Annotated in this window: 22 protein-coding genes and 1 tRNA gene; 20 read left to right on the forward strand and 3 right to left on the reverse strand. The window is 71.7% G+C overall.

The features are described from left to right. Positions 1–39: 39 nt before the first annotated feature. Together DMH12_RS08325 and DMH12_RS08330 are read left to right on the forward strand one after the other, a co-directional pair. Positions 40–498: an SRPBCC family protein gene (locus tag DMH12_RS08325; RefSeq protein WP_125490910.1), complete on the forward strand. Its 459-nt coding sequence runs from the start codon at positions 40–42 to the stop codon at positions 496–498. Positions 499–537: 39 nt separating this feature from the next. Beyond that, a tRNA-Val gene (locus DMH12_RS08330) sits at positions 538–609 on the forward strand. A 68-nt stretch (positions 610–677) separates the two neighbouring features. Here DMH12_RS08330 and DMH12_RS08335 read toward each other — a convergent pair. Next, positions 678–1,403 carry a 3'-5' exonuclease gene (locus DMH12_RS08335; RefSeq protein WP_122617219.1) on the reverse strand — a complete coding sequence of 242 codons (726 nt, stop codon included), beginning with the start codon at positions 1,401–1,403 and terminating at the stop codon, positions 678–680. A 171-nt stretch (positions 1,404–1,574) separates the two neighbouring features. On the opposite strand from DMH12_RS08335, the gene DMH12_RS08340 reads away from it, so the two are divergent. From DMH12_RS08340 to DMH12_RS08355, 4 genes are all read left to right on the forward strand, one after another. Further along, positions 1,575–2,141, forward strand: a complete 567-nt coding sequence (locus DMH12_RS08340) for a DUF4365 domain-containing protein (protein ID WP_125490911.1) — start codon at positions 1,575–1,577, stop codon at positions 2,139–2,141. After that, entirely contained in the window at positions 2,138–3,418 is a 1,281-nt protein-coding gene (locus DMH12_RS08345) for a hypothetical protein (protein ID WP_125490912.1), read from the forward strand. The genes DMH12_RS08340 and DMH12_RS08345 overlap by 4 nt, the downstream gene beginning before the upstream one ends. A 111-nt stretch (positions 3,419–3,529) precedes the next feature. Beyond that, positions 3,530–5,506 (forward strand): threonine--tRNA ligase, encoded by a 1,977-nt coding sequence (gene thrS / locus DMH12_RS08350; protein WP_125490913.1) that lies wholly within the window; start codon positions 3,530–3,532, stop codon positions 5,504–5,506. 75 nt (positions 5,507–5,581) lie between these two features. Beyond that, a complete protein-coding gene (locus tag DMH12_RS08355) occupies positions 5,582–6,130 on the forward strand; it encodes an HIT domain-containing protein (RefSeq protein ID WP_125490914.1) in 549 nt (182 codons plus the stop codon). A 23-nt stretch (positions 6,131–6,153) separates the two neighbouring features. Here DMH12_RS08355 and DMH12_RS08360 read toward each other — a convergent pair whose 3' ends face one another. Together DMH12_RS08360 and DMH12_RS08365 are read right to left on the reverse strand one after the other, a co-directional pair. Beyond that, complete coding sequence (locus tag DMH12_RS08360; RefSeq protein ID WP_125490915.1) at positions 6,154–7,815, reverse strand: CvpA family protein; 1,662 nt, start codon at positions 7,813–7,815, stop codon at positions 6,154–6,156. A gap of 221 nt (positions 7,816–8,036) precedes the next feature. After that, positions 8,037–10,238, reverse strand: a complete 2,202-nt coding sequence (locus tag DMH12_RS08365; protein ID WP_125490916.1) for an elongation factor G-like protein EF-G2 — start codon at positions 10,236–10,238, stop codon at positions 8,037–8,039. A 262-nt stretch (positions 10,239–10,500) separates the two neighbouring features. Here DMH12_RS08365 and pgsA point away from each other — a divergent pair, with 262 nt between their 5' ends. The 14 genes from pgsA (at position 10,501) to DMH12_RS08435 (ending at position 23,026) form a co-directional block, all read left to right on the forward strand. Continuing rightward, complete coding sequence (pgsA, locus tag DMH12_RS08370) at positions 10,501–11,169, forward strand: phosphatidylinositol phosphate synthase (RefSeq protein WP_125490917.1); 669 nt, start codon at positions 10,501–10,503, stop codon at positions 11,167–11,169. After that, positions 11,166–12,098 carry a phosphatidylinositol mannoside acyltransferase gene (locus tag DMH12_RS08375; protein WP_125490918.1) on the forward strand — a complete coding sequence of 311 codons (933 nt, stop codon included), beginning with the start codon at positions 11,166–11,168 and terminating at the stop codon, positions 12,096–12,098. The genes pgsA and DMH12_RS08375 overlap by 4 nt, the downstream gene beginning before the upstream one ends. After that, a complete protein-coding gene (locus DMH12_RS08380) occupies positions 12,095–13,258 on the forward strand; it encodes a glycosyltransferase family 4 protein (RefSeq protein WP_125490919.1) in 1,164 nt (387 codons plus the stop codon). The genes DMH12_RS08375 and DMH12_RS08380 overlap by 4 nt, the downstream gene beginning before the upstream one ends. A 31-nt stretch (positions 13,259–13,289) precedes the next feature. Next, the gene (locus DMH12_RS08385) at positions 13,290–13,832 is read left to right on the forward strand and encodes a hypothetical protein (protein WP_125490920.1); all 543 of its coding nucleotides are present in this window, start codon (positions 13,290–13,292) and stop codon (positions 13,830–13,832) included. A gap of 135 nt (positions 13,833–13,967) precedes the next feature. Further along, positions 13,968–14,879 carry a pyridoxal 5'-phosphate synthase lyase subunit PdxS gene (gene pdxS / locus DMH12_RS08390; protein WP_087810331.1) on the forward strand — a complete coding sequence of 304 codons (912 nt, stop codon included), beginning with the start codon at positions 13,968–13,970 and terminating at the stop codon, positions 14,877–14,879. A gap of 13 nt (positions 14,880–14,892) precedes the next feature. Beyond that, entirely contained in the window at positions 14,893–15,501 is a 609-nt protein-coding gene (gene pdxT / locus DMH12_RS08395; RefSeq protein WP_125490921.1) for a pyridoxal 5'-phosphate synthase glutaminase subunit PdxT, read from the forward strand. A 79-nt stretch (positions 15,502–15,580) separates the two neighbouring features. After that, positions 15,581–16,333 (forward strand): YebC/PmpR family DNA-binding transcriptional regulator, encoded by a 753-nt coding sequence (locus DMH12_RS08400; RefSeq protein WP_064726931.1) that lies wholly within the window; start codon positions 15,581–15,583, stop codon positions 16,331–16,333. Positions 16,334–16,441: 108 nt separating this feature from the next. After that, on the forward strand, positions 16,442–17,017 hold the full coding sequence (gene ruvC, locus DMH12_RS08405; protein WP_125490922.1) for a crossover junction endodeoxyribonuclease RuvC: 576 nt from the start codon (positions 16,442–16,444) through the stop codon (positions 17,015–17,017). Then, positions 17,014–17,619 carry a Holliday junction branch migration protein RuvA gene (gene ruvA, locus DMH12_RS08410; protein ID WP_125490923.1) on the forward strand — a complete coding sequence of 202 codons (606 nt, stop codon included), beginning with the start codon at positions 17,014–17,016 and terminating at the stop codon, positions 17,617–17,619. The genes ruvC and ruvA overlap by 4 nt, the downstream gene beginning before the upstream one ends. Positions 17,620–17,650: 31 nt before the next feature. Next, complete coding sequence (ruvB, locus tag DMH12_RS08415) at positions 17,651–18,748, forward strand: Holliday junction branch migration DNA helicase RuvB (protein ID WP_122617206.1); 1,098 nt, start codon at positions 17,651–17,653, stop codon at positions 18,746–18,748. Positions 18,749–18,923: 175 nt separating this feature from the next. Further along, positions 18,924–19,418: a preprotein translocase subunit YajC gene (yajC, locus tag DMH12_RS08420; RefSeq protein WP_125490924.1), complete on the forward strand. Its 495-nt coding sequence runs from the start codon at positions 18,924–18,926 to the stop codon at positions 19,416–19,418. Positions 19,419–19,561: 143 nt separating this feature from the next. Next, on the forward strand, positions 19,562–21,358 hold the full coding sequence (gene secD, locus DMH12_RS08425) for a protein translocase subunit SecD (RefSeq protein WP_185832205.1): 1,797 nt from the start codon (positions 19,562–19,564) through the stop codon (positions 21,356–21,358). 1 nt (position 21,359) lies between these two features. Then, positions 21,360–22,481 (forward strand): protein translocase subunit SecF, encoded by a 1,122-nt coding sequence (gene secF, locus DMH12_RS08430; RefSeq protein WP_125490925.1) that lies wholly within the window; start codon positions 21,360–21,362, stop codon positions 22,479–22,481. Next, on the forward strand, positions 22,478–23,026 hold the full coding sequence (locus DMH12_RS08435; protein ID WP_125490926.1) for an adenine phosphoribosyltransferase: 549 nt from the start codon (positions 22,478–22,480) through the stop codon (positions 23,024–23,026). Before secF ends, DMH12_RS08435 begins: the two co-directional genes overlap by 4 nt. Positions 23,027–23,045 lie beyond the last annotated feature (19 nt).

Genomic DNA, 23,045 nt, shown 5'->3' on the forward strand with positions numbered 1-23,045 from the left:
ACGGCACGTGACGCGGGCGGGGACGGGCACACTCCACAGGTGGACTGGAACCAGTACCGATTCCGCAGCCTGTGGACCCTGCCCGCGCCCGCCCCGGACGTCTACCGCGCGCTGGAACGGATCGAGGACTACCCCCGCTGGTGGCCGCAGGTGCGCGAGGTCACCCGGCTCGACGACACCAGCGGACTCCTCCGCTTCCGCTCGCTGCTCCCGTACGACCTCACCGCGACCCTGTACCAGGGCCACCGCGACCCGGCGGCCGGGGTCCTGGAGGTCGCGATGCGCGGCGACATGGAGGGGTGGGCGCGCTGGACGGTCACCCCACGCGGCCCCGGCACCCTCGCCCGCTACGACCAGGAGGTCGAGGTGCGCAAGCCGCTGCTGCGCCGGTTCGCCGTGCCGGGGCGGCCGCTGTTCCGGGCCAACCACCGGCTGATGATGCGGGCGGGGCGGCGCGGCCTCGCCGCGTACCTGGAAGCCGGCCGGCAAGCGGTTTGATGGAAGCGCGCCGGGCCCTGTATTGTTCGGTGCGTTCCCGGGCGATTAGCTCAGTGGGAGAGCGCTTCGTTCACACCGAAGAGGTCACTGGTTCGAACCCAGTATCGCCCACCCGGGAAGAGCCGGTCCGTCACCCGACGGACCGGCTTCTTCGTACGCCGCCGCGTGCGCGTCCGGGCTCACGCCGCCGCGGGCAGATCCGGCCGCAGTGGCCAGGCCGGGTCCACCGGCTCCTCGGTGCCGTTGAGCGCGAACCACGCCTGCAGTCCCCGCGCCTGCCCCGCGTGCCACACCGCCTGGAGCGTGTGCAGCTCGGCGGGGGACAGGCGCTCCAGCCGGCCCGGGAAGCGCCGCCCCACCGCCCGCACCACCTCCAGCGACGCCTGTGCGTCGGCCGCCGCGTCGTGCGCCTCCGCCAGCTCGACGCCGTAGTGCGCGCACAGGTCGGTGAGGGTGCGGCGGCCCTTGCGGTACCGGTCCAGGTGCTTGTCGAGCACCCTCGGGTCCAGCACGTGCAGCGACGTCCGCTCCAGCCAGCGGCCCAGGGACGAGGCGCGGTGGCGGCGCAACTCGCGGTCCAGCAGCGTGAGATCGAACGGCGCGTTCATCACCACCAGCGGACGCCCGGCGCGGGCCTGCTCGGCCAGCGCCTCCGCCATCTCGTACATCACCGGCGCCGGCCAGCGGCCGTGGCGCTGCAGATGCTCGTCGGTCAGCCCGTGCACCGCCGTCGCCGACTCCGGCACCGGCACGCCCGGGTTCACCAGCCACCGGGTGACGCGCGGCCGGAGCCCGGGCGCGTCCTGGACGACGAGCGCCGCCGACACTATCCGGTCGGTCTCGACGTCCACACCCGTCGTCTCCGTGTCGAAGGCGGCCAGCGGCCCCTCGAACCAGCTCGCCATAGGGCACTCAACTCCTCGTCCACACACACCGGCTGACACGCCGTCCTCTGTCCCGGTTCGGTGATACCCGGGCTGTTTGCGACGTACGCCGGAAGGACACAACAGGATTACGGGTCCTCGCAGTTCAGCGGCCCGTGACACGGACACACCAGTTCTGGAAGGCTGTTGGTCATGGCCATCGCGCAGCCCGAACGGGGCGGGCTGCTGCCGGAGCGCACCGCGCCCACCCGCGGCTCCCTCGCCACCACCGCCTGCATGGAGACCCTGCAGGTCGGCTACCTCCACGCGGTCGCCGCCGCCGCGGGCTGCTCGCTCTCGCAGCCCTTCCCGGACAACGGCATCGACTGGCACGTCAGCCACAGCGCCCCCAGGCACACGGTCGACGACGAGGTCACCATCAAGGTGCAGCTCAAGGCGACGTACCAGATCCCGCCGCAGCCGCCCGGCCGCTTCTTCTCCTTCACGCTGGACAACGACCACCTGGCGAAGCTCGCCCGCACCCCGGTCTCCGTGCACAAGATCCTGGTCGTGATGATCGTCCCCCGGTCCAGGGACCAGTGGCTGCGGGCCGGTCACGACCGGCTCGACCTCAAGCACTGCTGCTACTGGACCAACCTCGCCGGACACCCGGTCACCGGGCGGCGGCGCACCACCGTGCGGATACCGACCGCGCGGGTCTTCGACGACCGGGCGCTGTGCGAGATCATGACCCGGGTCGGTACGGGAGGGAAACCATGACGCACCGCCCGACCGGCGAACCCCTGCGCGCCGTACGGCCGCACCCCGCCGGCGACGACACCGGCTGGGACGACGGCCGCCCGCCCGAGTCCGCCGCCGTCGACCCGGCCGTCCTGACCGCGCTGCTCCACCGGCACGGCTGGCAGCGGCGCGGCGGCGCCCCCGGCCGCTACGGCCGCTGGACACCACCCGGCCCGGCGGCCGGAGCCACCAGCCTGCTGGTGCCCGTCAGCCGCGCCTTCCCCGACAGCGAGGACCTGCTGGGCGAGGCGCTGCTCGCCCTGTCCCGCAGCGCCACCCCCGCCGCCCGGGAGATCCTCGTCTCACTCGCCGTCCCCAGCGACGAGATCCGCTGGGCACGCGACGTGCCGACCGGACCCGGCGACACCGCCTCCTGGACCGCCGAGGAGCAGCTGCGCGCCGCCGCCCGCCGGATGCTGCTCGCCGGAGCGCTCGCCACGCGCGCGCGTGCGGGCTACTTCGGCGCCCGGCACCGGCGCACCGCCGCCACCGCCCTGGAGAACGTGCTGGTCGGCGCGGCCCCGGGCGGTCGCCGACTGACGGCGTTCGTGCCCGTCACCACCGGCCGCCCGCTCGCCGTAACCCTCCACCAGGCCCTCTACGCCGCGCGGGAGGCCGTCGACTACCGGCGGGCCACCGGCGGCATGGAAGCCTTCGACGCCGCCGTCGGGGCCGGCGTCAGCCACGAGCTGACCGAGGCGCTGGTCGCCCTGGTCCGTGGCACCCAGGGAGCCGGGATCGCCGTCGACTGGGCGCCCGCCGCGGGCGTCCCCGAGGGCTGCGGCGCCCTCGCCGAACCCGTCGAGTTCTCGCCCGGCGACCTGCCCGCCCTGCGCGAGGCCGCCGCCCGCTACCTGCGCGCGGAGCCCTCCGTGCCGGTGCGGATCACCGGCACCGTCGTCCGCATGCGCCGTTCCGGACCGCGCGGCACGGGCACCGTACGGCTGCGGGTGCTGGCCGGCGCCGAGGTGCCGCACGTGCGGATCACCCTGGACGAGGACGCCTACCGGATCGCGGGCCACGCCCACCTCGTCGGACTGCCGGTGCGGGTGCTCGGCAGGCTGGAGAGCCGGGGCGGCTTCCGCCGGCTCACCGGGGCCTGCGAGATCGCCCCGGTGCAGGTCGACGACGCGGAGCGGGACCGGCTGCTCAAGGCGGTCCAGGAGCACGTGGAGGTGGCGGCCTTCTTCGAGGAGACCTGCGGAGGTGACGGCGAGGGCGAGGGCGGGACCGCCGAGGACGACGACGCGGGGTGAGGGCCGCCGCCGGGAATGATTTCGCGGTGCACGGGTCCGGGTCGGTACGATCGCCCTCATGCGTGCGCTCCGGTATGGCGCCGCGGCCCCACCTTCAGTCAGGAGAGACCGGTGTCAGACGTCCGTGTGATCATCCAACGCGATTCCGAGCGGGAAGAACGCGTGGTGACGACGGGCACTACGGCCGCCGAGCTCTTCGCCGGCGAGCGCTCGATCGTCGCGGCGCGGGTGGCCGGTGAGCTCAAGGACCTCGCCTACGAGGTCGGCGACGGCGAGACCGTCGAGGGCGTCGAGATCTCCTCCGAGGACGGCCTGAACATCCTGCGGCACTCCACCGCGCACGTCATGGCGCAGGCCGTGCAGGAGCTGTTCCCCGAGGCCAAGCTGGGCATCGGCCCGCCGGTCAAGGACGGCTTCTACTACGACTTCGACGTCGAGAAGCCCTTCCACCCCGATGACCTCAAGGCCATCGAGAAGAAGATGCAGGAGATCCAGAAGCGCGGGCAGCGGTTCTCGCGCCGCGTGGTGAGCGACGACGAGGCCCGCGAGGAGCTCGCCGACGAGCCGTACAAGCTGGAGCTGATCGGCCTCAAGGGCTCCGCGTCGCACGACGACGGCGCGGACGTCGAGGTCGGCGCCGGCGAGCTGACGATCTACGACAACCTGGACGCCAAGACCGGCGAGCTGTGCTGGAAGGACCTCTGCCGAGGCCCCCACCTGCCCACCACCCGCAACATCCCGGCGTTCAAGCTGATGCGCAACGCAGCCGCCTACTGGCGCGGCAGCGAGAAGAACCCGATGCTCCAGCGCATCTACGGCACCGCCTGGCCCACCAAGGACGAGCTGAAGGCGCACCTGGAGTTCCTCGCCGAGGCCGAGAAGCGCGACCACCGCAAGCTCGGCAGCGAGCTGGACCTCTTCTCCATCCCGGAGCAGATCGGCTCCGGCCTCGCCGTCTTCCACCCCAAGGGCGGCATCATCCGCCGGGTCATGGAGGACTACTCGCGCCGCCGCCACGAGGAGGAGGGCTACGAGTTCGTCTACACCCCGCACGCGACCAAGGGGAAGCTCTTCGAGACCTCGGGCCACCTGGACTGGTACGCCGACGGCATGTACCCGCCCATGCAGCTCGACGAGGGCGTGGACTACTACCTCAAGCCCATGAACTGCCCGATGCACAACCTGATCTTCGACGCGCGCGGGCGCTCCTACCGTGAGCTGCCGCTGCGCCTGTTCGAGTTCGGCACCGTGTACCGGTACGAGAAGTCGGGTGTCGTGCACGGCCTGACCCGGGCCCGCGGCTTCACCCAGGACGACGCGCACATCTACTGCACGCGTGAGCAGATGTCGGAGGAGCTCGACAAGACGCTCACCTTCGTGCTCGGCCTGCTGCGCGACTACGGCCTGACCGACTTCTACCTGGAGCTGTCCACCAAGGACCCGGAGAAGTTCGTCGGCTCCGACGAGGCGTGGGAAGAGGCCACCGAGACGCTGCGGCAGGTCGCCGAGAAGCAGGGGCTGCCCCTGGTCCCGGACCCGGGCGGCGCCGCCTTCTACGGACCGAAGATCTCCGTGCAGACCAAGGACGCCATCGGCCGCACCTGGCAGATGTCGACCATCCAGCTCGACTTCAACCTGCCGGAGCGCTTCGACCTGGAGTACACGGCCGCGGACGGCACCAAGACCCGTCCGGTCATGATCCACCGCGCGCTGTTCGGCTCGATCGAGCGGTTCTTCGCGGTGCTCCTGGAGCACTACGCGGGCGCCTTCCCGGCGTGGCTCGCCCCGGTCCAGGCGGTCGGCATCCCGATCGGGGACGCGCACGTCGAGCACCTGGAGAAGTTCGCCGCGGCGGCCCGCAGGCAGGGCCTGCGCGTCGAGGTCGACACCTCCTCCGACCGGATGCAGAAGAAGATCCGCAACGCCCAGAAGCAGAAGGTGCCCTTCATGGTCATCGCGGGCGACGAGGACATGGCGAACGACGCGGTCTCCTTCCGCTACCGCGACGGCTCCCAGGAGAACGGCATCCCCGTCGACGAGGCCATCGCGAAGATCGCGACGGTGGTCGAGGAGCGGGTGCAGGTCTGATCGCGGGCTTGCGGGGCCCCGGGATCTCCCGGGGGCCTTTCCCTGTCGCCGTACACGACGCCATATGCTGCACGCATGACGAGTGAGCCGGAGCAGCAGCTGGGGGTGGGGACGCAGGACGCGTTCCAGCGCCTGTGGACGCCCCACCGGATGGCCTACATCCAGGGCGAGAACAAGCCGAGCGGCCCGGGCGCCGACGACGGCTGCCCCTTCTGCTCGATCCCGGCCAAATCCGACGAGGACGGGCTGGTCGTCCGCCGCGGTGAGCACGTCTACGCGGTGCTCAACCTGTACCCGTACAACGGCGGCCACCTGATGACCGTGCCGTACCGCCACGTCGCCGACTACACCGATCTGACCGACGTGGAGACCGCGGAACTCGCCGCGCTGACCAAGCAGGCGATGACGGCGCTGCGCACCGCGTCCGGCGCCCACGGCTTCAACATCGGCATGAACCAGGGCACGGTGGCCGGCGCGGGCATCGCCGCCCACCTCCACCAGCACATCGTGCCCCGCTGGGGCGGCGACACCAACTTCATGCCGGTGGTCGGCCACACGAAGGTGCTGCCGCAGCTTCTGGGCGACACCCGCAAGATGCTGGCGGAGGCCTGGCCCTCCGCCTAGGTGTATCGACCCGCCGACGGGACCTACGCGTTGTAGAGGTCGGCCTTCCCGGGCGTCGCATCCTGCACGGCCGTGCTCAGGAACGCCGACCGCGTGCCGAACTTCTCCGTGTCCACGCCGTTCTCCTCCAGCACCTTGATCGACGCCGCGTGCACCACCCGCAGCACCGGCGCCGCCGCGCGCAACGCGTCGTCGGCCATGAAGCGGTGCCGCCACGGCTGGTCCGCCCACGCGTGCCGCAGCCCGAACGGCTCCGGCAGTCCGATCGTGCCGCCGAGCCAGTTCAGCAGCGGCGGATACCAGGTGAGCGGTGCGCGCACGGCGAGGCGGACCACCTCGCCCGCGGTGACCAGCGGGAGCATCACCTTGCGCGTCTCCCACGGCTTGAACGACTTGGCGACCTCCTTGGAGGGCGCCTCGGGCTTGGCGGTGAACAGCGGGTTCACCGGACCGAGCGCATGGCCGGTGACCTCGATGCGCAGCGTCTCGTGCAGCACGGTCACCGTGATCAGCATGGTGATGACCAACTGGCCGTCCCACAGCGTCCACTGCACACCCAGGTAGTGCCGGTCACCGGCACCGAACTGCTGCTTGTTGCAGATCTCCTGGATCGCGTGCGTCTTGACCTGGTACGCCTCGACGTCCGTGCCCTCCGGACGGGACACCGCCTTCGCGTTCTCCCCGATCGGCGTGACCACCCAGTGCCGTATGGACGGCTTGGTGAAACCGCCGGTGTTCAGCGGACCGCGTTCCAGCATGCGCAGCTGGTCGTGGATGGACTTCACGACGTCCCAGCTGCGGAAGGGGTGGATCTCGCGCGCCGGGTCGGCCGGTGCCAGGTCCTCGGCGAGATGCCAGCTGCCCCAGCGCGTGCCCATGCCGAGTATGCCCTTGGGACCGGCGTAGAACACGGAGTTGGACTGCTGCTCGGCGCCGAGCTTGGCCAGGGACTGGCGCAGCTGTTCGGCAGAGGTCTCGTTCGGGTTGCTGGGGACCGCCTCGGGCACCTTGGCGCCGACGCCGCTGCCCGACAGGAGCCCGTCCCAGCGCTCGCGGAGGTCCCTCGCGGTGCCCTCGCAGATCCGCTTGGCCCAGAACCAGCCCACGACCGGCAGGACGACCGCCGCGCGGGCGTACCAGGCCCAGAAACCGGTGAAGGGCATCTTCACGAGGAACAGCACGGCCAGCACGGCGATCGCGAGCAGCACCGCGGTGCCCAGCGCACCGGCCTGCTTGTTCTCCGACTTGGCGACGGTGGTGCGGATCTGGAAGCCCAGCAGCCAGATCAGCATCCCGGGCAGGAAGAGCACCCCGCACAGCAGGATGACCATGGAGAGCCGGGCGTCGCGTGCCCTGCGGATGCCGTTGGCCGCCAGACAGTGCTCGACGACCACCTGCGGCTCCGCCCCGAAGGACTGGATGAGCGGCTTGCGGTCGCTGCCCAGCATGCGGTCGGCCACCGCGCGGGAGAAGGCCTCGCCGAGGTTGGGCCGGAAGATCGTGGCCCAGGACCGGCCCGCGTTGAGGGTCGTCTGGTGCCACTCGTTGTCGGCCTTCTTGATCTCCGCCAGCTCGCCGTCCCGGTAGGCGGCCGACGCCAGCGCGAAGGTGGCCGTCTGGCCACCGTCGTCCGTGCGCGGCACCTGCGGTCCGAAGAAGTCCGCGTAACCGCCGTCAACGGCCATTCCCGCCCCCGATCGCCACCACTGTCGCTCCTGCGGCCTTCCCGACTTCCCTGCCCCGCACACCTGTTGATCTGGTCATCAGCGTATCCGCAGCCGGCGGCACGCGTCACCGGACGCCGGAAGGCGCCCCTGCGCGCGCGGGTCGGGCCGCCGGGCGCGCCGTCGCGCGCGGGGTGGAGCGCCGCCGGCGCGGGCGTTCCCGCGCCGGCGGCCGGACGCCGCTACGACGCCGCGCGCACCTCCTCGGGCAGCCGGTCGGCGACCTGCTGCGGCATCGGTTCGTGGCGCGCGTAACGGCGGTCGAAGCGCGCGGTGCCGTGCGAGAGGGAGCGCAGGTCGACCGCGTAACGGCCGATCTCGATCTCGGGCACCTCGGCCCGGATCAGGGTCCGGCCCCCGCTCGTCTGCTCGGTGCCGAGCACCTTGCCGCGCCGCCCCGACAGGTCGCTCATCACCGCGCCCACGTAGTCGTCGCCGACCAGGACGCTCACCTCGGCCACCGGCTCCAGCAGATGGATCCTGGCCTGCGCGGCGGCCTCCCGCAGCGCCAGCGCGCCGGCCGTCTGGAAGGCGGCGTCGGAGGAGTCCACCGAGTGCGCCTTGCCGTCCAGCAGCGTGACCCGCACGTCGATCAGCGGATGGCCCGCCGCGACGCCCTTGGCGGCCTGTGCGCGCACGCCCTTCTCGACGGACGGGATGAACTGCCGGGGCACGGCGCCGCCGACCACCTTGTCCACGAACTCGACGCCCGAACCGTTCGGCAGCGGCTCCACCTCGATCTCGCAGATGGCGTACTGCCCGTGCCCGCCGGACTGCTTCACGTGCCGCCCGCGCCCGCCCGCACGGTCCCCGAACGTCTCCCGCAGGGGCACCCGGTGGGGTACGACGTCGACCTGGACGCCGTAGCGGCTGCGCAGCCGCTCCAGGGCCACGTCGGCGTGCGCCTCGCCCAGGCACCACAGGACCACCTGGTGCGTGTCCTGGTTGTGCTCCAGGCGCATCGTCGGGTCCTCGGCGACCAGCCGCGCCAGCCCCTGGGACAGCTTGTCCTCGTCGGGTTTGCTGTGCGCCTGGATGGCGAGCGGCAGCAGCGGATCGGGCATCTCCCAGGGAGCCATCAGCAGCGGGTCCTCCTTGGCCGAGAGCGTGTCCCCGGTCTCCGCGCGGCTCAGCTTGGCCACGCACGCAAGGTCGCCCGCGATCACGTGCGAGACCGGCCGCTGCTGCTTGCCGAACGGCGTCGACAGGGCGCCGATCCGCTCGTCGACGTCGTGATCCTCGTGGCCGCGGTCGGCCAGCCCGTGCCCGGAGACGTGCACCGTCTGGTCGGCGCGCAGGGTGCCGGAGAACACCCGGACCATCGAGATCCGGCCGACGTAGGGGTCGGACGAGGTCTTGACGACCTCCGCGACCAGCGACTCCCCGGGATCGCACATCCGCAGTTCGCGTCCGGCGCCCTCGGGCGTGGTCACCCGGGGTGCCGCCCGCTCCAGCGGCGTCGGAAAGCCACGGGTGACCAGGTCCAGCAGCTCGACCGTGCCCAGTCCCTGCCGGGCGCCCTCCGCCGCGGGAGCCGCGGCCAGCACCGGGAAGAAGACGCCGCGCGCGACGGCCCGCTCCAGGTCCTCGACGAGCGTCTTGACGTCGACCTGCTCACCGCCGAGATAGCGCTCCATGAGGGTCTCGTCCTCGCTCTCCGAGATGATCCCCTCGATCAGCAGGGAGCGGGCCTCGTCGATCACCGGCAGCTCCGCCTCGCCCGGCTCGGACGCCACGCGCTCGCCCGACGCGTAGTCGAACAGTTTCCGCGACAGCAGGCCGATGAGCCCGGTCACGGGCGCGTGCCCGTCGGGCGCCGGGGTTCCCCGCAGCGGCAGGTACAGCGGCAGCACCGCGTCCGGATCGTCCCCGCCGAAGGCCTCCGCGCAGATCCGCGTCATCTCCTCGAAGTCCGCGCGGGCGGCCTCCAGGTGCGTGATCACGATGGCGCGCGGCATCCCGACGGCGGCGCACTCCTCCCACACCATGCGGGTCGAGCCGTCCACCCCGTCGGAGGCCGAGACGACGAAGAGGGCCGCGTCCGCCGCGCGCAGACCGGCCCTCAGCTCACCGACGAAGTCGGCGTACCCGGGAGTGTCCAAGAGATTGATCTTGATGCCGTCCCATTCGACCGGCACCAGGGAGAGCTGTACGGAGCGCTGCTGCCGGTGCTCCATCTCGTCGTAGTCCGAGACGCAGCCGCCGTCCTCCACGCGGCCCGCCCGGTTCACCGCTCCCGCGGTCAGCGCGAGAGCCTCCACCAAAGTCGTCTTGCCCGATCCGGAGTGGCCGACCAGCACCACATTCCGTACGGATGCGGGATGGTCGGCCGCCGTTGCCCTTCCGGCGGCTCCGGGATGGGTGTGGTGTGCCTTGTCGCCCATGTCCTGCCTCCCGTGCACGGTGAGGTCCCTGGGGGCGCGGACACGCGGGACCGCGTGCACTGGCGGCTCCGGCGACGCCCGCGGTCCTTCGAGCTTTCCACTCCCTTCACGCCGCGTCCATACGAAGGACCCGATCCCATCGCCCACCGGCCGCCGGGACGCGGGGTCCGGGTGCCCGGCCCCCGCCCACGCGCGCGCGTGACTACGATGGGCCAGCCGGTGGCCAGCAGGGGCCGCGGCCACACCGACCGTCGGGAAGGCCATGCTGAACAAGTACGCGCGTGCATTCTTCACGCGTGTCCTCACACCGTTCGCCGCGTTTCTCATCCGCCGGGGCGTCAGCCCGGACACGGTCACGCTCCTCGGCACCGCCGGTGTGGTCGCCGGTGCGCTGGTCTTCTACCCCATGGGTGAGTTCTTCTGGGGCACGGTGGTGATCACGCTCTTCGTCTTCTCGGACCTCGTCGACGGCAACATGGCCCGCCAGCTCGGCCGCTCCAGCCGCTGGGGCGCGTTCCTGGACTCCACCCTGGACCGGGTCGCCGACGGCGCGATCTTCGGCGGGTTCGCCCTCTGGTACGCGGGGGCCGGCGACGACAACATCCTGTGCGCGGTGTCGATCTTCTGTCTGGCCAGCGGCCAGGTGGTGTCCTACACCAAGGCGCGCGGCGAGTCGATCGGCCTGCCGGTCGCCGTCAACGGCCTGGTCGAGCGGGCCGAGCGGCTCGTCGTCTCCCTGGTCGCGGCCGGATTCGCGGGCCTGCACAAGTTCGGTGTCCCGGGCATCCAGTACCTCCTGCCGATCGCCCTGTGGATCGTCGCCGTCGGCAGCCTCGTCACGCTCGTCCAGCGGGTTGTCACGGTCCGCCGGGAGGCCGCCGAGGCCGACGCCGCCGCGCAGGAGAGCCAGGGCACCGAGGCGGCCAAGTGAGCGCTCGCGACCGGCTGACCGACGCCCTGTACGGCGCCGGCTGGAGCACCGTGAAGAAGCTGCCCGAACCGGCCGCCGTACGGCTCGGGCGCACCGTCGCGGACCTGGCCTGGAAGCAGCGCGGCGCGGGCGTGCGGCGCCTGGAGAGCAACTACGCGCGCGTGGTGCCGGAGGCGAGCCCGGAACGCCTGGCGGCCCTCTCGCGCGCGGGCATGCGCTCGTACCTGCGCTACTGGATGGAGTCCTTCCGGCTCCCGGCGTGGAGCCGCGAACGGATCGAGACCGGCTTCACCCCCGAGGACCTGCACCACCTCACCGACGGCATGGACGCCGGAAAGGGCGTGGTCCTCGCCCTGCCGCACCTGGCCAACTGGGACCTCGCGGGCGCCTGGGTCACCACGAAACTGGGCATCCCCTTCACCACGGTCGCCGAGCGGCTCAAGCCGGAGACCCTGTACGACCGTTTCGTCGCCTACCGGGAGTCGCTCGGCATGGAGGTGCTCCCGCACAGCGGCGGCACGGCGTTCGGCACCCTGGCCAGGCGGCTGCGCGACGGCGGCCTGGTCTGCCTGGTCGCCGACCGCGACCTCTCCGCCTCCGGCGTGGAGGTCGACTTCTTCGGCGAGACGGCCCGCATGCCGGCCGGACCCGCGCTGCTCGCCCAGCAGACGGGCGCGCGGCTGCTGCCGGTGACCCTCTGGTACGACGACTCACCGATCATGCGCGGCCGGGTGCACCCGCCGGTCGCGGTCCCGGAGTCAGGCACCCGGGCCGAGAAGACGTCTGTCATGACACAGGCGCTGGCCGACGCCTTCGCCACGGGGATCGCCGACCACCCGGAGGACTGGCACATGCTCCAGCGCTTGTGGCTGAAGGACCTCGACCCCGCCAAGGCACCCGCGGCGGCCGACGGACAGGGCGCCTCGTGAGGATCGGCATCGTCTGCCCGTACTCCTGGGACGTGCCCGGCGGCGTCCAGTTCCACATCCGGGACCTCGCCGAGTACTTCGTCCGCCTGGGCCACGAGGTGTCCGTCCTCGCCCCCGCGGACGACGACACGCCCCTGCCCCCGTACGTCGTCTCCGCCGGGCGCGCGGTGCCGGTGCCGTACAACGGCTCGGTGGCCCGGCTGAACTTCGGCTTCCTCTCGGCCGCCCGGGTGCGGCGCTGGCTGCACGACGGCGCCTTCGACGTCATCCACATCCACGAACCGACCTCGCCCTCGCTGGGCCTGCTCACCTGCTGGGCGGCGCAGGGCCCGATCGTGGCCACCTTCCACACGTCCAACCCGCGCTCCCGCGCGATGATCGCCGCGTACTCGATCCTCCAGGCCGCCCTGGAGAAGATCAGTGCCCGGATCGCGGTGAGCGAGTACGCCCGCCGCACCCTCGTCGAGCACCTCGGCGGGGACGCGGTCGTCATCCCCAACGGCGTCGACGTCGACTTCTTCGCCGGCGCCGAGCCCAAGTCCGAGTGGCAGGGGGAGACGATCGGCTTCATGGGGCGCATCGACGAACCCCGCAAGGGGCTGCCGGTGCTGATGCGGGCCCTGCCGAAGATCCTCGCCGCCCGTCCGCAGGCCCGGCTGCTCGTCGCCGGGCGCGGCGACGAGGAGGAGGCCGTGGAGAGCCTGCCGAAGGCACTGCGCCCCCGGGTGGAGTTCCTCGGCATGGTCAGCGACGAGGACAAGGCCCGCTTCCTGCGCAGCGTCGACCTGTACGTGGCGCCCAACACCGGCGGCGAGAGCTTCGGCATCATCCTCGTCGAGGCCATGTCGGCCGGTGCCCCCGTCCTCGCCTCCGACCTGGACGCCTTCGCCCAGGTCCTCGACCGGGGCGCGGCGGGCGAGCTGTTCCCCAACGAGGACGCCGACGCGCTGGCCGACGCCGCGGTGCGGCTGCTCGCCGACCCGGAGCGCCGCGCCGCGCTGCGGGAGCGGGGCAGCGCCCACGTACGGCGCTTCGACTGGTCGACGGTCGGCGCGGACATCCTCTCCGTCTACGAGACGGTGACGGCGGGCGCCGCGGCCGTGGCGGCCGACGACCGGGCGACCGGGCTCAGGGCACGCTTCGGGCTGGCCCGGGACTGACCGGCCGGCCCCACCGATAGGGTTGCGGCCCGTGACCGCAACCCTGATCTGGATCCTGGTCGTCCTCGTCGCCGTCGGCCTGTATCTCAGCTGGACGGCGGGACGGCTCGACCGGCTGCACGCCCGGATCGACGCCGCCCGCGCCGCCCTTGACGCGCAGCTGCTGCGCAGAGCCTCCGTCGCCCAGGAACTCGCCACCTCGGGCGTGCTCGACCCGGCCGCCTCCATGGTGCTGTACGAGGCCACGCACGCCGCCCGGCAGGCCGAGGAGGAGCTGCGGGAGGTGGCGGAGAGCGAGCTGAGCCAGGCCCTGCGGGCCGTCTTCGCCGATCCGCCGCAGGTCGACGCGTTGCGCGAGGCACCCGGGGGGGAGGAGGCGGCCCACGAACTGGCCGAGGCCGTACGGCGGGTCCCGATGGCGCGGCGCTTCCACAACGACGCGGTGGGCGCGGCACGCCGGCTGCGTGAGCACCGCAAGGTCCGCTGGTTCCGCCTCGCGGGCCACGCCCCCTTCCCGCTCGCCTTCGAGATGGACGACGAGCCGCCGGCTGCCCTGGTGGACCGGGCCGCCTGAGCGGCGCCACTTCCCCGCGTGCGCCGCCGCCCGCGCCAAAACGATCCACCGGCTGCCCATTGGCCCTTGCTGTGGCCTGGTCCCCTCGCGTTTCCTCGTTGCTGCACAAACCCCCTTCCCCTCAGCGAGGTACCCGTGTCCAGCACGCTCTCCGAAAACCAGGCCCCCGAGACCGGCACCGCGCGCGTGAAGCGCGGCATGGCCGAGCAGCTCAAGGGCGGCGTGATCATGGACGTCGTCACGCCGGAGCAGGCGAAGATCGCCGAGGACGCGGGGGCCGTCGCGGTCATGGCCCTGGAGCGGGTCCCGGCCGACATCCGCAAGGACGGCGGCGTGGCCCGGATGTCCGACCCGGACATGATCGAGGGCATCATCGGCGCGGTCTCCATCCCCGTGATGGCGAAGTCCCGCATCGGTCACTTCGTCGAGGCCCAGGTCCTGCAGTCCCTCGGCGTCGACTACATCGACGAGTCCGAGGTCCTCACCCCGGCCGACGAGGTCAACCACAGCGACAAGTTCGCCTTCACCACCCCGTTCGTCTGCGGTGCCACCAACCTCGGCGAGGCCCTGCGCCGGATCGCCGAGGGCGCCGCGATGATCCGCTCCAAGGGCGAGGCCGGCACCGGCAACGTCGTCGAGGCCGTCCGCCACCTGCGGCAGATCAAGAACGAGATCGCCCGCCTGCGCGGCTACGACAACAACGAGCTGTACGCCGCCGCCAAGGACCTGCGCGCCCCCTACGAGCTGGTCAAGGAGGTCTCCGAGCTGGGCCGCCTCCCCGTGGTGCTCTTCTCCGCGGGCGGCGTCGCCACCCCGGCCGACGCCGCGCTGATGCGCCAGCTCGGCGCCGAGGGCGTCTTCGTCGGCTCCGGCATCTTCAAGTCCGGCGACCCGGCCAAGCGCGCCGCCGCCATCGTGAAGGCGACCACCTTCTACGACGACCCGAAGATCATCGCGGACGCGTCCCGCAACCTCGGCGAGGCCATGGTCGGCATCAACTGCGACACCCTCCCCGAGACCGAGCGCTACGCCAACCGCGGCTGGTAAGGCACCCGATCACATGAACGACACCCCCGTCATCGGCGTCCTGGCCCTCCAGGGCGACGTACGGGAGCACCTCGTGGCCCTGGCCGCGGCCGACGCCGTGGCCAGGCCGGTCAGGCGCCCCGAGGAGCTCGCCGAGGTGGACGGCCTGGTCATCCCGGGCGGCGAGTCCACCACCATCTCGAAGCTGGCCGTCCTCTTCGGAGTGATGGAGCCCCTCCGCGCGCGCGTGCGGGACGGCCTGCCCGTCTACGGCACCTGCGCCGGCATGATCATGCTGGCCGACAAGATCCTCGACCCGCGCTCCGGGCAGGAGACGGTCGGCGGCATCGACATGATCGTGCGCCGCAACGCCTTCGGCCGCCAGAACGAGTCCTTCGAGGCGGCCGTCGGCCTCAAGGGCGTCCCGGGCGACCCCGTGGAGGGCGTCTTCATCCGCGCCCCCTGGGTGGAGTCCGTCGGCGCCACGGCCGAGGTGCTCGCCGAGCACGAGGGCCACATCGTCGCCGTCCGCCAGGGCAACGCGCTGGCGACGTCCTTCCACCCGGAGCTGACCGGCGACCACCGTGTGCACCGCCTCTTCGCCGACATGGTGCGCGCGAATCGGGAGGCGGAGTCCTTGTAGGATTCCCCGGGTACCTCCCAGGCTCCTCAAGCGCTGGGGGAGTTCGTGCAAAGACGGGTTACGCGAAGGAGACAGGCAGATGTCCGGCCACTCTAAATGGGCTACGACGAAGCACAAGAAGGCCGTGATCGACGCCAAGCGCGGCAAGCTCTTCGCGAAGCTGATCAAGAACATCGAGGTCGCGGCCCGCATGGGCGGCGTCGACATCGAGGGCAACCCGACCCTGTACGACGCCATCCAGAAGGCGAAGAAGCAGTCGGTGCCCAACAAGAACATCGACTCCGCGGTCAAGCGCGGCGGCGGCCTGGAGGCCGGCGGCGCCGACTACGAGACGATCATGTACGAGGGCTACGGGCCGAACGGCGTCGCGGTGCTCATCGAGTGCCTCACCGACAACCGCAACCGCGCCGCCTCCGACGTCCGCGTCGCGATGACCCGCAACGGCGGCTCGATGGCCGACCCTGGCTCCGTGTCGTACCTGTTCAACCGCAAGGGCGTCGTGATCGTCCCCAAGGGCGAGCTGAGCGAGGACGACGTCCTGGGTGCCGTCCTGGACGCGGGCGCCGAGGAGGTCAACGACCTCGGCGAGTCCTTCGAGGTGCTCAGCGAGGCCACCGACCTGGTCGCGGTCCGCACCGCCCTCCAGGACGCCGGCATCGACTACGAGTCCGCCGACGCCAACTTCGTCCCCACCATGCAGGTGGAGCTGGACGAGGACGGCGCCCGGAAGATCTTCCGGCTGATCGACGCCCTGGAGGACAGCGACGACGTGCAGAACGTCTTCGCCAACTTCGACGTGAGCGACGAGGTCATGGAGAAGGTCGACGCGTAACGCGCCCCAGCTCAGCGGGCCGGCGGGGACACACCCCGTCGGCCCGTCGCTTTGTCGGTGGCACCCGATAGCCTGCACAAACAGGTGATCGAGGAGAGGGGGGCGGGCATGCGCGTTCTGGGGGTGGACCCGGGGCTGACCCGCTGCGGGGTCGGTGTCGTGGAGGGCGTCGCGGGCCGGCCGCTCACCATGATCGGCGTCGGCGTCGTCCGGACCCGCGCGGACGACGACCTCGGCCACCGGCTGGTCGCCGTCGAGCAGGGCATCGAGCAGTGGCTGGACGAGCACCGGCCGGACCGCGTCGCCGTGGAGCGCGTCTTCAGCCAGCACAACGTGCGCACCGTCATGGGCACCGCCCAGGCCAGCGCCGTCGCGATCCTCTGCGCCTCCCGCCGTGGCATCCCCGTCGCCCTGCACACCCCCAGCGAGGTGAAGGCCGCCGTCACCGGCAGCGGCCGGGCGGACAAGGCGCAGGTCGGCGCCATGGTCACCCGGCTGCTGCGGCTCTCCGCGCCCCCGAAGCCCGCCGACGCCGCGGACGCCCTCGCGCTCGCCATCTGCCACATCTGGCGCGCCCCCGCGCAGAACCGGCTCCAGCAGGCCGTCGCTCTGCACACCTCCCGGGGCCCGGCCGGCCCCCGGAGCCCGCACACCCCTCACCCGTCGAAAGGCACCACGGCATGATCGCCTTCGTCAGCGGCACCGTCGCCGCCCTCGCCCCCGACGCCGCGGTGGTGGAGGTCGGCGGCGTCGGCATGGCCGTCCAGTGCACGCCGAACACCCTGTCCACCCTCCGCCTCGGCAAGCCCGCCAGACTCGCCACCTCCCTCGTCGTCCGCGAGGACTCGCTCACGCTGTACGGCTTCGCCGACGACGACGAGCGCCAGGTCTTCGAGCTGCTCCAGACGGCCAGCGGCGTCGGCCCCCGCCTGGCCCAGGCGATGCTCGCCGTGCACAGCCCCGACGCCCTGCGCAGAGCCGTCTCCACCGGCGACGAGAAGGCGCTCACCGCCGTCCCCGGCATCGGCAAGAAGGGCGCGCAGAAGCTGCTCCTGGAGCTGAGGGACCGCCTCGGCGAGCCCATCGGCGCACCCGCCGTCGGAGCCCCCGTCAGCACCGGCTGGCGCGACCAGCTGCACGCCGCCCTGATCGGCCTCGGGTACGCGACCCGCGAGGCCGACGAGGCCGTGTCCGCCGTGGCCCCCCAGGCCGAGGCCGCCGGGGGCACGCCCCAGGTGGGGCACCTGCTGAAGGCGGCCCTGCAGACCCTGAACCGCGCCCGCTGAACCGCCACCACCGACCCCCGAGGCACACCACATGAACTGGGACGACACGACCGACCCGTCCGACGCCCCCGAAGGACTCGTCGGCTCCGCCGAGGAGCGGCTGGTGGGCTCCGTCGCCGACGGCGAGGACCAGGCGGTGGAGGCCGCCCTGCGCCCCAAGGACCTGGGCGAGTTCATCGGCCAGGAGAAGGTCCGCGAACAGCTCGACCTCGTGCTGCGGGCCGCACGCGCGCGCGGAGCCACCGCGGACCACGTGCTCCTCTCCGGCGCCCCCGGCCTCGGCAAGACCACCCTCTCGATGATCATCGCGGCCGAGATGGGCGCCCCCATCCGCATCACCTCCGGCCCCGCCATCCAGCACGCCGGCGACCTCGCCGCGATCCTCTCCTCGCTCCAGGAGGGTGAGGTCCTCTTCCTCGACGAGATCCACCGCATGTCGCGGCCCGCCGAGGAGATGCTCTACATGGCGATGGAGGACTTCCGCGTCGACGTGATCGTCGGCAAGGGCCCCGGCGCCACCGCCATCCCCCTGGAGCTGCCCCCCTTCACCCTGGTCGGCGCCACCACACGCGCGGGGCTGCTGCCGCCGCCGCTGCGCGACCGCTTCGGCTTCACCGCCCACATGGAGTTCTACGGACCGGGCGAACTGGAACGGGTGATCCACCGCTCGGCCGGCCTGCTCGACGTGGAGATCGACCCCGCGGGCGCCGCCGAGATCGCCGGCCGCTCCCGCGGCACCCCCCGCATCGCCAACCGCCTGCTGCGCCGGGTGCGCGACTACGCGCAGGTCAAGGCCGACGGCCTGATCACCCGCGAGATCGCTTCGGCCGCCCTGGCGGTCTACGAGGTCGACGAGCGGGGCCTGGACAGGCTCGACCGCGGCGTTCTGGAGGCCCTGCTCAAGCTGTTCGGCGGCGGTCCGGTGGGCCTGTCCACGCTCGCCGTCGCCGTGGGGGAGGAGCGTGAGACAGTGGAAGAGGTCGCCGAACCCTTTCTCGTGAGGGAAGGGCTCCTCGCCCGCACCCCACGGGGGCGGGTAGCGACGCCGGCGGCCTGGGCGCACCTCGGGCTCACCCCGCCCGGTGCGCAGACCACCGGAAACGGACAACAGGACTTGTTCGGGACGTGACATCCCCGTCACGACGAGGACATTCGCCCGAGCAGGAACCCCAGTGCCATGCTGAGCGTTGTTCCATGCGCGCGGACTCGCTTAGACTCCGCCGATGCCGCCCTTGTCGGCGGCGTACACACCCCCAACCATCAGGCCGCTCACCATCGCGGTCGTGTGAAGGAAGTACCGACCCGTGAGTCTCGTGACCCTCCTCCCGTTCATCGTGCTCATCGGGGCCATGTTCCTGATGACCCGGTCGGCGAAGAAGAAGCAGCAGCAGGCCGCCGACATGCGGAACCAGATGCAGCCCGGTTCCGGTGTCCGCACCATCGGGGGCATGTACGCCACGGTCAAGGAGGTCAACGACGACACGGTCCTCCTCGACGCCGGTCCGGGCGTCGACCTGCTCTTCGCCAAGAACAGCATCGGTGCCGTCCTGACCGACGACGAGTACAACCGCATCGTCCACGGCATCGAGCACGACCTGAAGTCGGACGCCGACGTCGTCCCGGACGACGCCTCCTCCCTCACCGAGTCCGACGCCGCCTCCGACGACCAGCCCGTCGACCTCGGCAAGAAGGACGCGGCCGACGAGCCGGCCGGCGAGCCGACGGCCGACGCCGCGCCCGCCGAGGCGAAGGCCGACGAGCAGGCGAAGAAGTCCGACGGCGGTTCCGAGGCGAAGTAAGCCGTGCCCCGGGGTGCGCGGGGACGTCCAGGACGTCCCCGCGCACCCCGTGTGACGCGTGGCTCGCACGGATCCGGACACCATGTGATGGCCGCGGGTGACGCCTCCCCGGCGCGCAGCGGCCCGAGAGGGAGTACGCAAAGGTGGTAGCACCTAAAAAGGGAAAGAATGCGAGCGCTCCGAGTAGGCCCGGGCGCTCGCTGGCCCTGATTCTGATCGCCATCGTGGCGCTCACCGGAGGCATGTTCGCCTCCGGACACACGACTCCGCGTCTCGGCATCGACCTGGCCGGCGGCACCAGCATCACACTCCGGGCGGTCCCGGAAGCGGGCCAGGAGTCCGCGATCAACAAGACCAACATGGACACCGCGGTCGACATCATGGAGCGCCGTGTCAATGGTCTGGGTGTCTCCGAGTCCGAGGTCCAGACCCAGGGCGACCGGAACATCATCGTCAACATCCCCAAGGGCACGAACTCCGAGGAAGCCCGCCAGCAGGTCGGTACCACCGCCAAGCTGTACTTCCGTCCGGTCGTAGCCACCGAGCTCTCCGGGGCGAACGCGACCGGCAGCCCGTCCCCGAGCGCCACCGGCAACCCCTCGGACAAGGCGAGCGACAAGGCCACGGACAAGGCCACGGACGGGCAGGACAAGGCGACCGACGAGGGCGGCGCGAGCTCCACGCCGTCCGACTCCGCCTCCGCGAGCGCCACCGGCCAGGGCCGTGCCGCCTCCGACGCCCTGAAGGCCGACCCGAGCCCGTCCGCCAAGACCTCCGACGGCGCCTCCCCGTCCCCGAGCGGCAGCGCCGCCGGCGACGACGCCAAGCTCCAGCAGCAGTACGCGGCGCTGGACTGCACCGACGCGGCCGCCCGCGCCAAGGCCGGCGAGGGCTCCAAGCCGGGCGACTCGACGGTGGCCTGCGGTCAGAACGCGCAGGGCCAGTGGCAGAAGTACGTTCTCGGCCCCGCCTCGGTCGACGGCACGGACATCGACGAGTCCGAGGCCGTCCTCAACACCCAGACCGGCGCCGGCTGGACCGTGACCATGAAGTTCACGGACAAGGGCGGCAACAAGTTCGCCGACATCACCGGCAAGCTGGCGAAGAACCAGTCCCCGCAGAACCAGTTCGCCATCGTCCTGGACAACGAGGTCGTCTCCGACCCGTACGTCAGCCAGGCGCTCACCGGCGGCAGCGCGGAGATCTCCGGCAACTTCGACCAGGAGGAGGCCCAGGGCCTCGCCAACATGCTGTCCTACGGTGCCCTGCCGCTGACCTTCAAGGAGGACAGCGTCACCACCGTCACCGCCGCGCTCGGCGGTGAGCAGCTCAAGGCGGGTCTGATCGCGGGCGCCATCGGCCTCGCGCTGGTCGTCCTCTACCTGCTGGTCTACTACCGCGGCCTCTCCTTCATCGCCGTCGCCTCGCTGCTGGTCTCCGCGGGTCTGACGTACGTGATCATGTCGCTGCTCGGCCCGACCATCGGCTTCGCGCTGAACCTTCCGGCCGTCTGCGGAGCCATCGTCGCCATCGGCATCACGGCGGACTCGTTCATCGTCTACTTCGAACGCGTCCGCGACGAGATCCGGGAGGGCCGCACGCTGCGTCCCGCCGTCGAGCGGGCCTGGCCGCGCGCCCGGCGCACCATCCTGGTCTCCGACTTCGTGTCGTTCCTTGCCGCCGCGGTGCTCTTCATCGTCACCGTCGGCAAGGTGCAGGGCTTCGCGTTCACGCTGGGTCTGACCACCCTCCTCGACGTGGTGGTGGTGTTCCTCTTCACCAAGCCGCTGCTGACGCTGATGGCCCGCCGCGACTTCTTCGCGAGCGGTCACAAGTGGTCCGGCCTCGACCCGAAGAGCCTGGGCGCCAAGCCGCCGCTGCGCCGCACCCGCCGTCCGTCCCGTCCCGCCGCCGGCCCCGTCGACCCGAAGGAGGCGTGAGATGGGAAAGCTCGGCAACCTCGGCGCCCGACTGCACCATGGCGAGGTCGGCTACGACTTCGTCAAGAACCGCAAGCTCTGGTACGGCATCTCGATCCTCATCACCATCACGGCCATCGTCGGCCTGGCGGTGCGCGGCCTGCACATGGGCATCGAGTTCCAGGGCGGCGCGGTCTTCACGACCCCGAAGAACATGAGCGCCTCGGTCTCCCAGGCGGAGACCTACGCGGAGGACGCCTCCGGGCACGACGCGATCGTCCAGAAGCTGGGCGACGGCAGCCTCCGCATCCAGATCGCGGGTACCGACACCGGGGCGTCGGACCAGATCAAGCAGCAGCTCTCCAAGGACCTGGACGTCCCCGCCGAGAAGATCAACGCCGACCTGGTCGGCCCCAGCTGGGGTGACCAGATCGCGAACAAGGCCTGGCAGGGTCTCGGGATCTTCATGGTCCTGGTGGTGATCTATCTGGCGATCGCGTTCGAGTGGCGCATGGCCCTCGCCGCGTTCGTCGCACTGATCCACGACATCACCATCACGGTCGGGATCTACGCCCTCGTCGGCTTCGAGGTCACCCCGGGCACGGTGATCGGTCTGCTGACCATTCTCGGTTACTCGCTCTACGACACCGTCGTCGTCTTCGACAGTCTCAAGGAGCAGACGAGAGACATCACCAAGCAGACCCGCTGGACCTACGGCGAGATCGCCAACCGCTCGATCAACAGCACCCTGGTCCGCTCCATCAACACCACGGTGGTCGCGCTGCTGCCGGTGGGCGGGCTGCTGTTCATCGGCGGTGGTGTCCTCGGCGCCGGCATGCTCAACGACATCTCGCTGTCGCTGTTCGTCGGTCTCGCCGCGGGCGCCTACTCGTCGATCTTCATCGCCACGCCGCTCGTCGCCGACCTCAAGGAGGCCGAGCCGCAGATGAAGGCCCTCAAGAAGCGGGTCCTGGCCAAGCGCGCCCAGGCCGCGGCCAAGGGCGAGCCGGAGCAGTCCGCGGACGACGGGGAGTCCTACGCGGACGAGGAGCCCGACGACGCGGCCGCCGCGGTCGTGGGCCCCCGCAACCAGCCCGCCTCCCGCGGCCGGGGCCGCGGCCGTCCCTCGGGGAAGCGGCGATGACCGGCACGACCGACATCACGGAGCTGCTGCTCAGCCGCATCCGGGACGTGGCCGACTACCCGGAGCCGGGTGTGGTGTTCAAGGACATCACCCCGCTCCTGGCCGACCCCGCGGCCTTCACGGTCCTGACCGACACCCTCGCCGAGGTCGCCGGGGAGACCGGCGCCACCAAGGTCGTCGGCCTGGAGGCCCGCGGCTTCATCCTGGGGGCCCCGGTGGCCCTGCGGGCGGGCCTCGGCTTCATCCCCGTACGCAAGGCGGGCAAGCTCCCCGGAGCCACCCTCGGCCAGGCGTACGACCTGGAGTACGGCTCCGCCGAGATCGAGGTGCACGCCGAGGACCTGGATGCGGGCGACCGCGTGCTGGTCGTCGACGACGTCCTCGCCACCGGCGGCACCGCCGAGGCGTCCCTGCAGCTGATCCGCCGGGCCGGCGCCCAGGTCGCCGGCCTCGCCGTCCTGATGGAGCTGGGTTTCCTCGGCGGCCGGGCCCGCCTGGAGCCGGCCCTGGCGGGGGCGCCGCTGAAGGCGCTGCTCACCGTCTGACCGCGCACACCGCGCACCT

It is taken from the genome of Streptomyces sp. WAC 04229 (assembly GCF_003947455.1).
Classification (GTDB): domain Bacteria; phylum Actinomycetota; class Actinomycetes; order Streptomycetales; family Streptomycetaceae; genus Streptomyces.

Coding starts and splice junctions, on each gene's coding strand:
- DMH12_RS08335 (WP_122617219.1), bottom strand. CDS start 1,403: ATGGCGAGCTGGTTCGAGGGGCCGCTGGCCGCCTTCGACACGGAGACG.
- DMH12_RS08340 (WP_125490911.1), top strand. CDS start 1,575: ATGGCCATCGCGCAGCCCGAACGGGGCGGGCTGCTGCCGGAGCGCACC.
- DMH12_RS08345 (WP_125490912.1), top strand. CDS start 2,138: ATGACGCACCGCCCGACCGGCGAACCCCTGCGCGCCGTACGGCCGCAC.
- DMH12_RS08355 (WP_125490914.1), top strand. CDS start 5,582: ATGACGAGTGAGCCGGAGCAGCAGCTGGGGGTGGGGACGCAGGACGCG.
- DMH12_RS08360 (WP_125490915.1), bottom strand. CDS start 7,815: ATGGCCGTTGACGGCGGTTACGCGGACTTCTTCGGACCGCAGGTGCCG.
- DMH12_RS08365 (WP_125490916.1), bottom strand. CDS start 10,238: ATGGGCGACAAGGCACACCACACCCATCCCGGAGCCGCCGGAAGGGCA.
- pgsA (WP_125490917.1), top strand. CDS start 10,501: ATGCTGAACAAGTACGCGCGTGCATTCTTCACGCGTGTCCTCACACCG.
- pdxT (WP_125490921.1), top strand. CDS start 14,893: ATGAACGACACCCCCGTCATCGGCGTCCTGGCCCTCCAGGGCGACGTA.
- DMH12_RS08400 (WP_064726931.1), top strand. CDS start 15,581: ATGTCCGGCCACTCTAAATGGGCTACGACGAAGCACAAGAAGGCCGTG.
- ruvC (WP_125490922.1), top strand. CDS start 16,442: ATGCGCGTTCTGGGGGTGGACCCGGGGCTGACCCGCTGCGGGGTCGGT.
- ruvA (WP_125490923.1), top strand. CDS start 17,014: ATGATCGCCTTCGTCAGCGGCACCGTCGCCGCCCTCGCCCCCGACGCC.
- ruvB (WP_122617206.1), top strand. CDS start 17,651: ATGAACTGGGACGACACGACCGACCCGTCCGACGCCCCCGAAGGACTC.
- secF (WP_125490925.1), top strand. CDS start 21,360: ATGGGAAAGCTCGGCAACCTCGGCGCCCGACTGCACCATGGCGAGGTC.
- DMH12_RS08435 (WP_125490926.1), top strand. CDS start 22,478: ATGACCGGCACGACCGACATCACGGAGCTGCTGCTCAGCCGCATCCGG.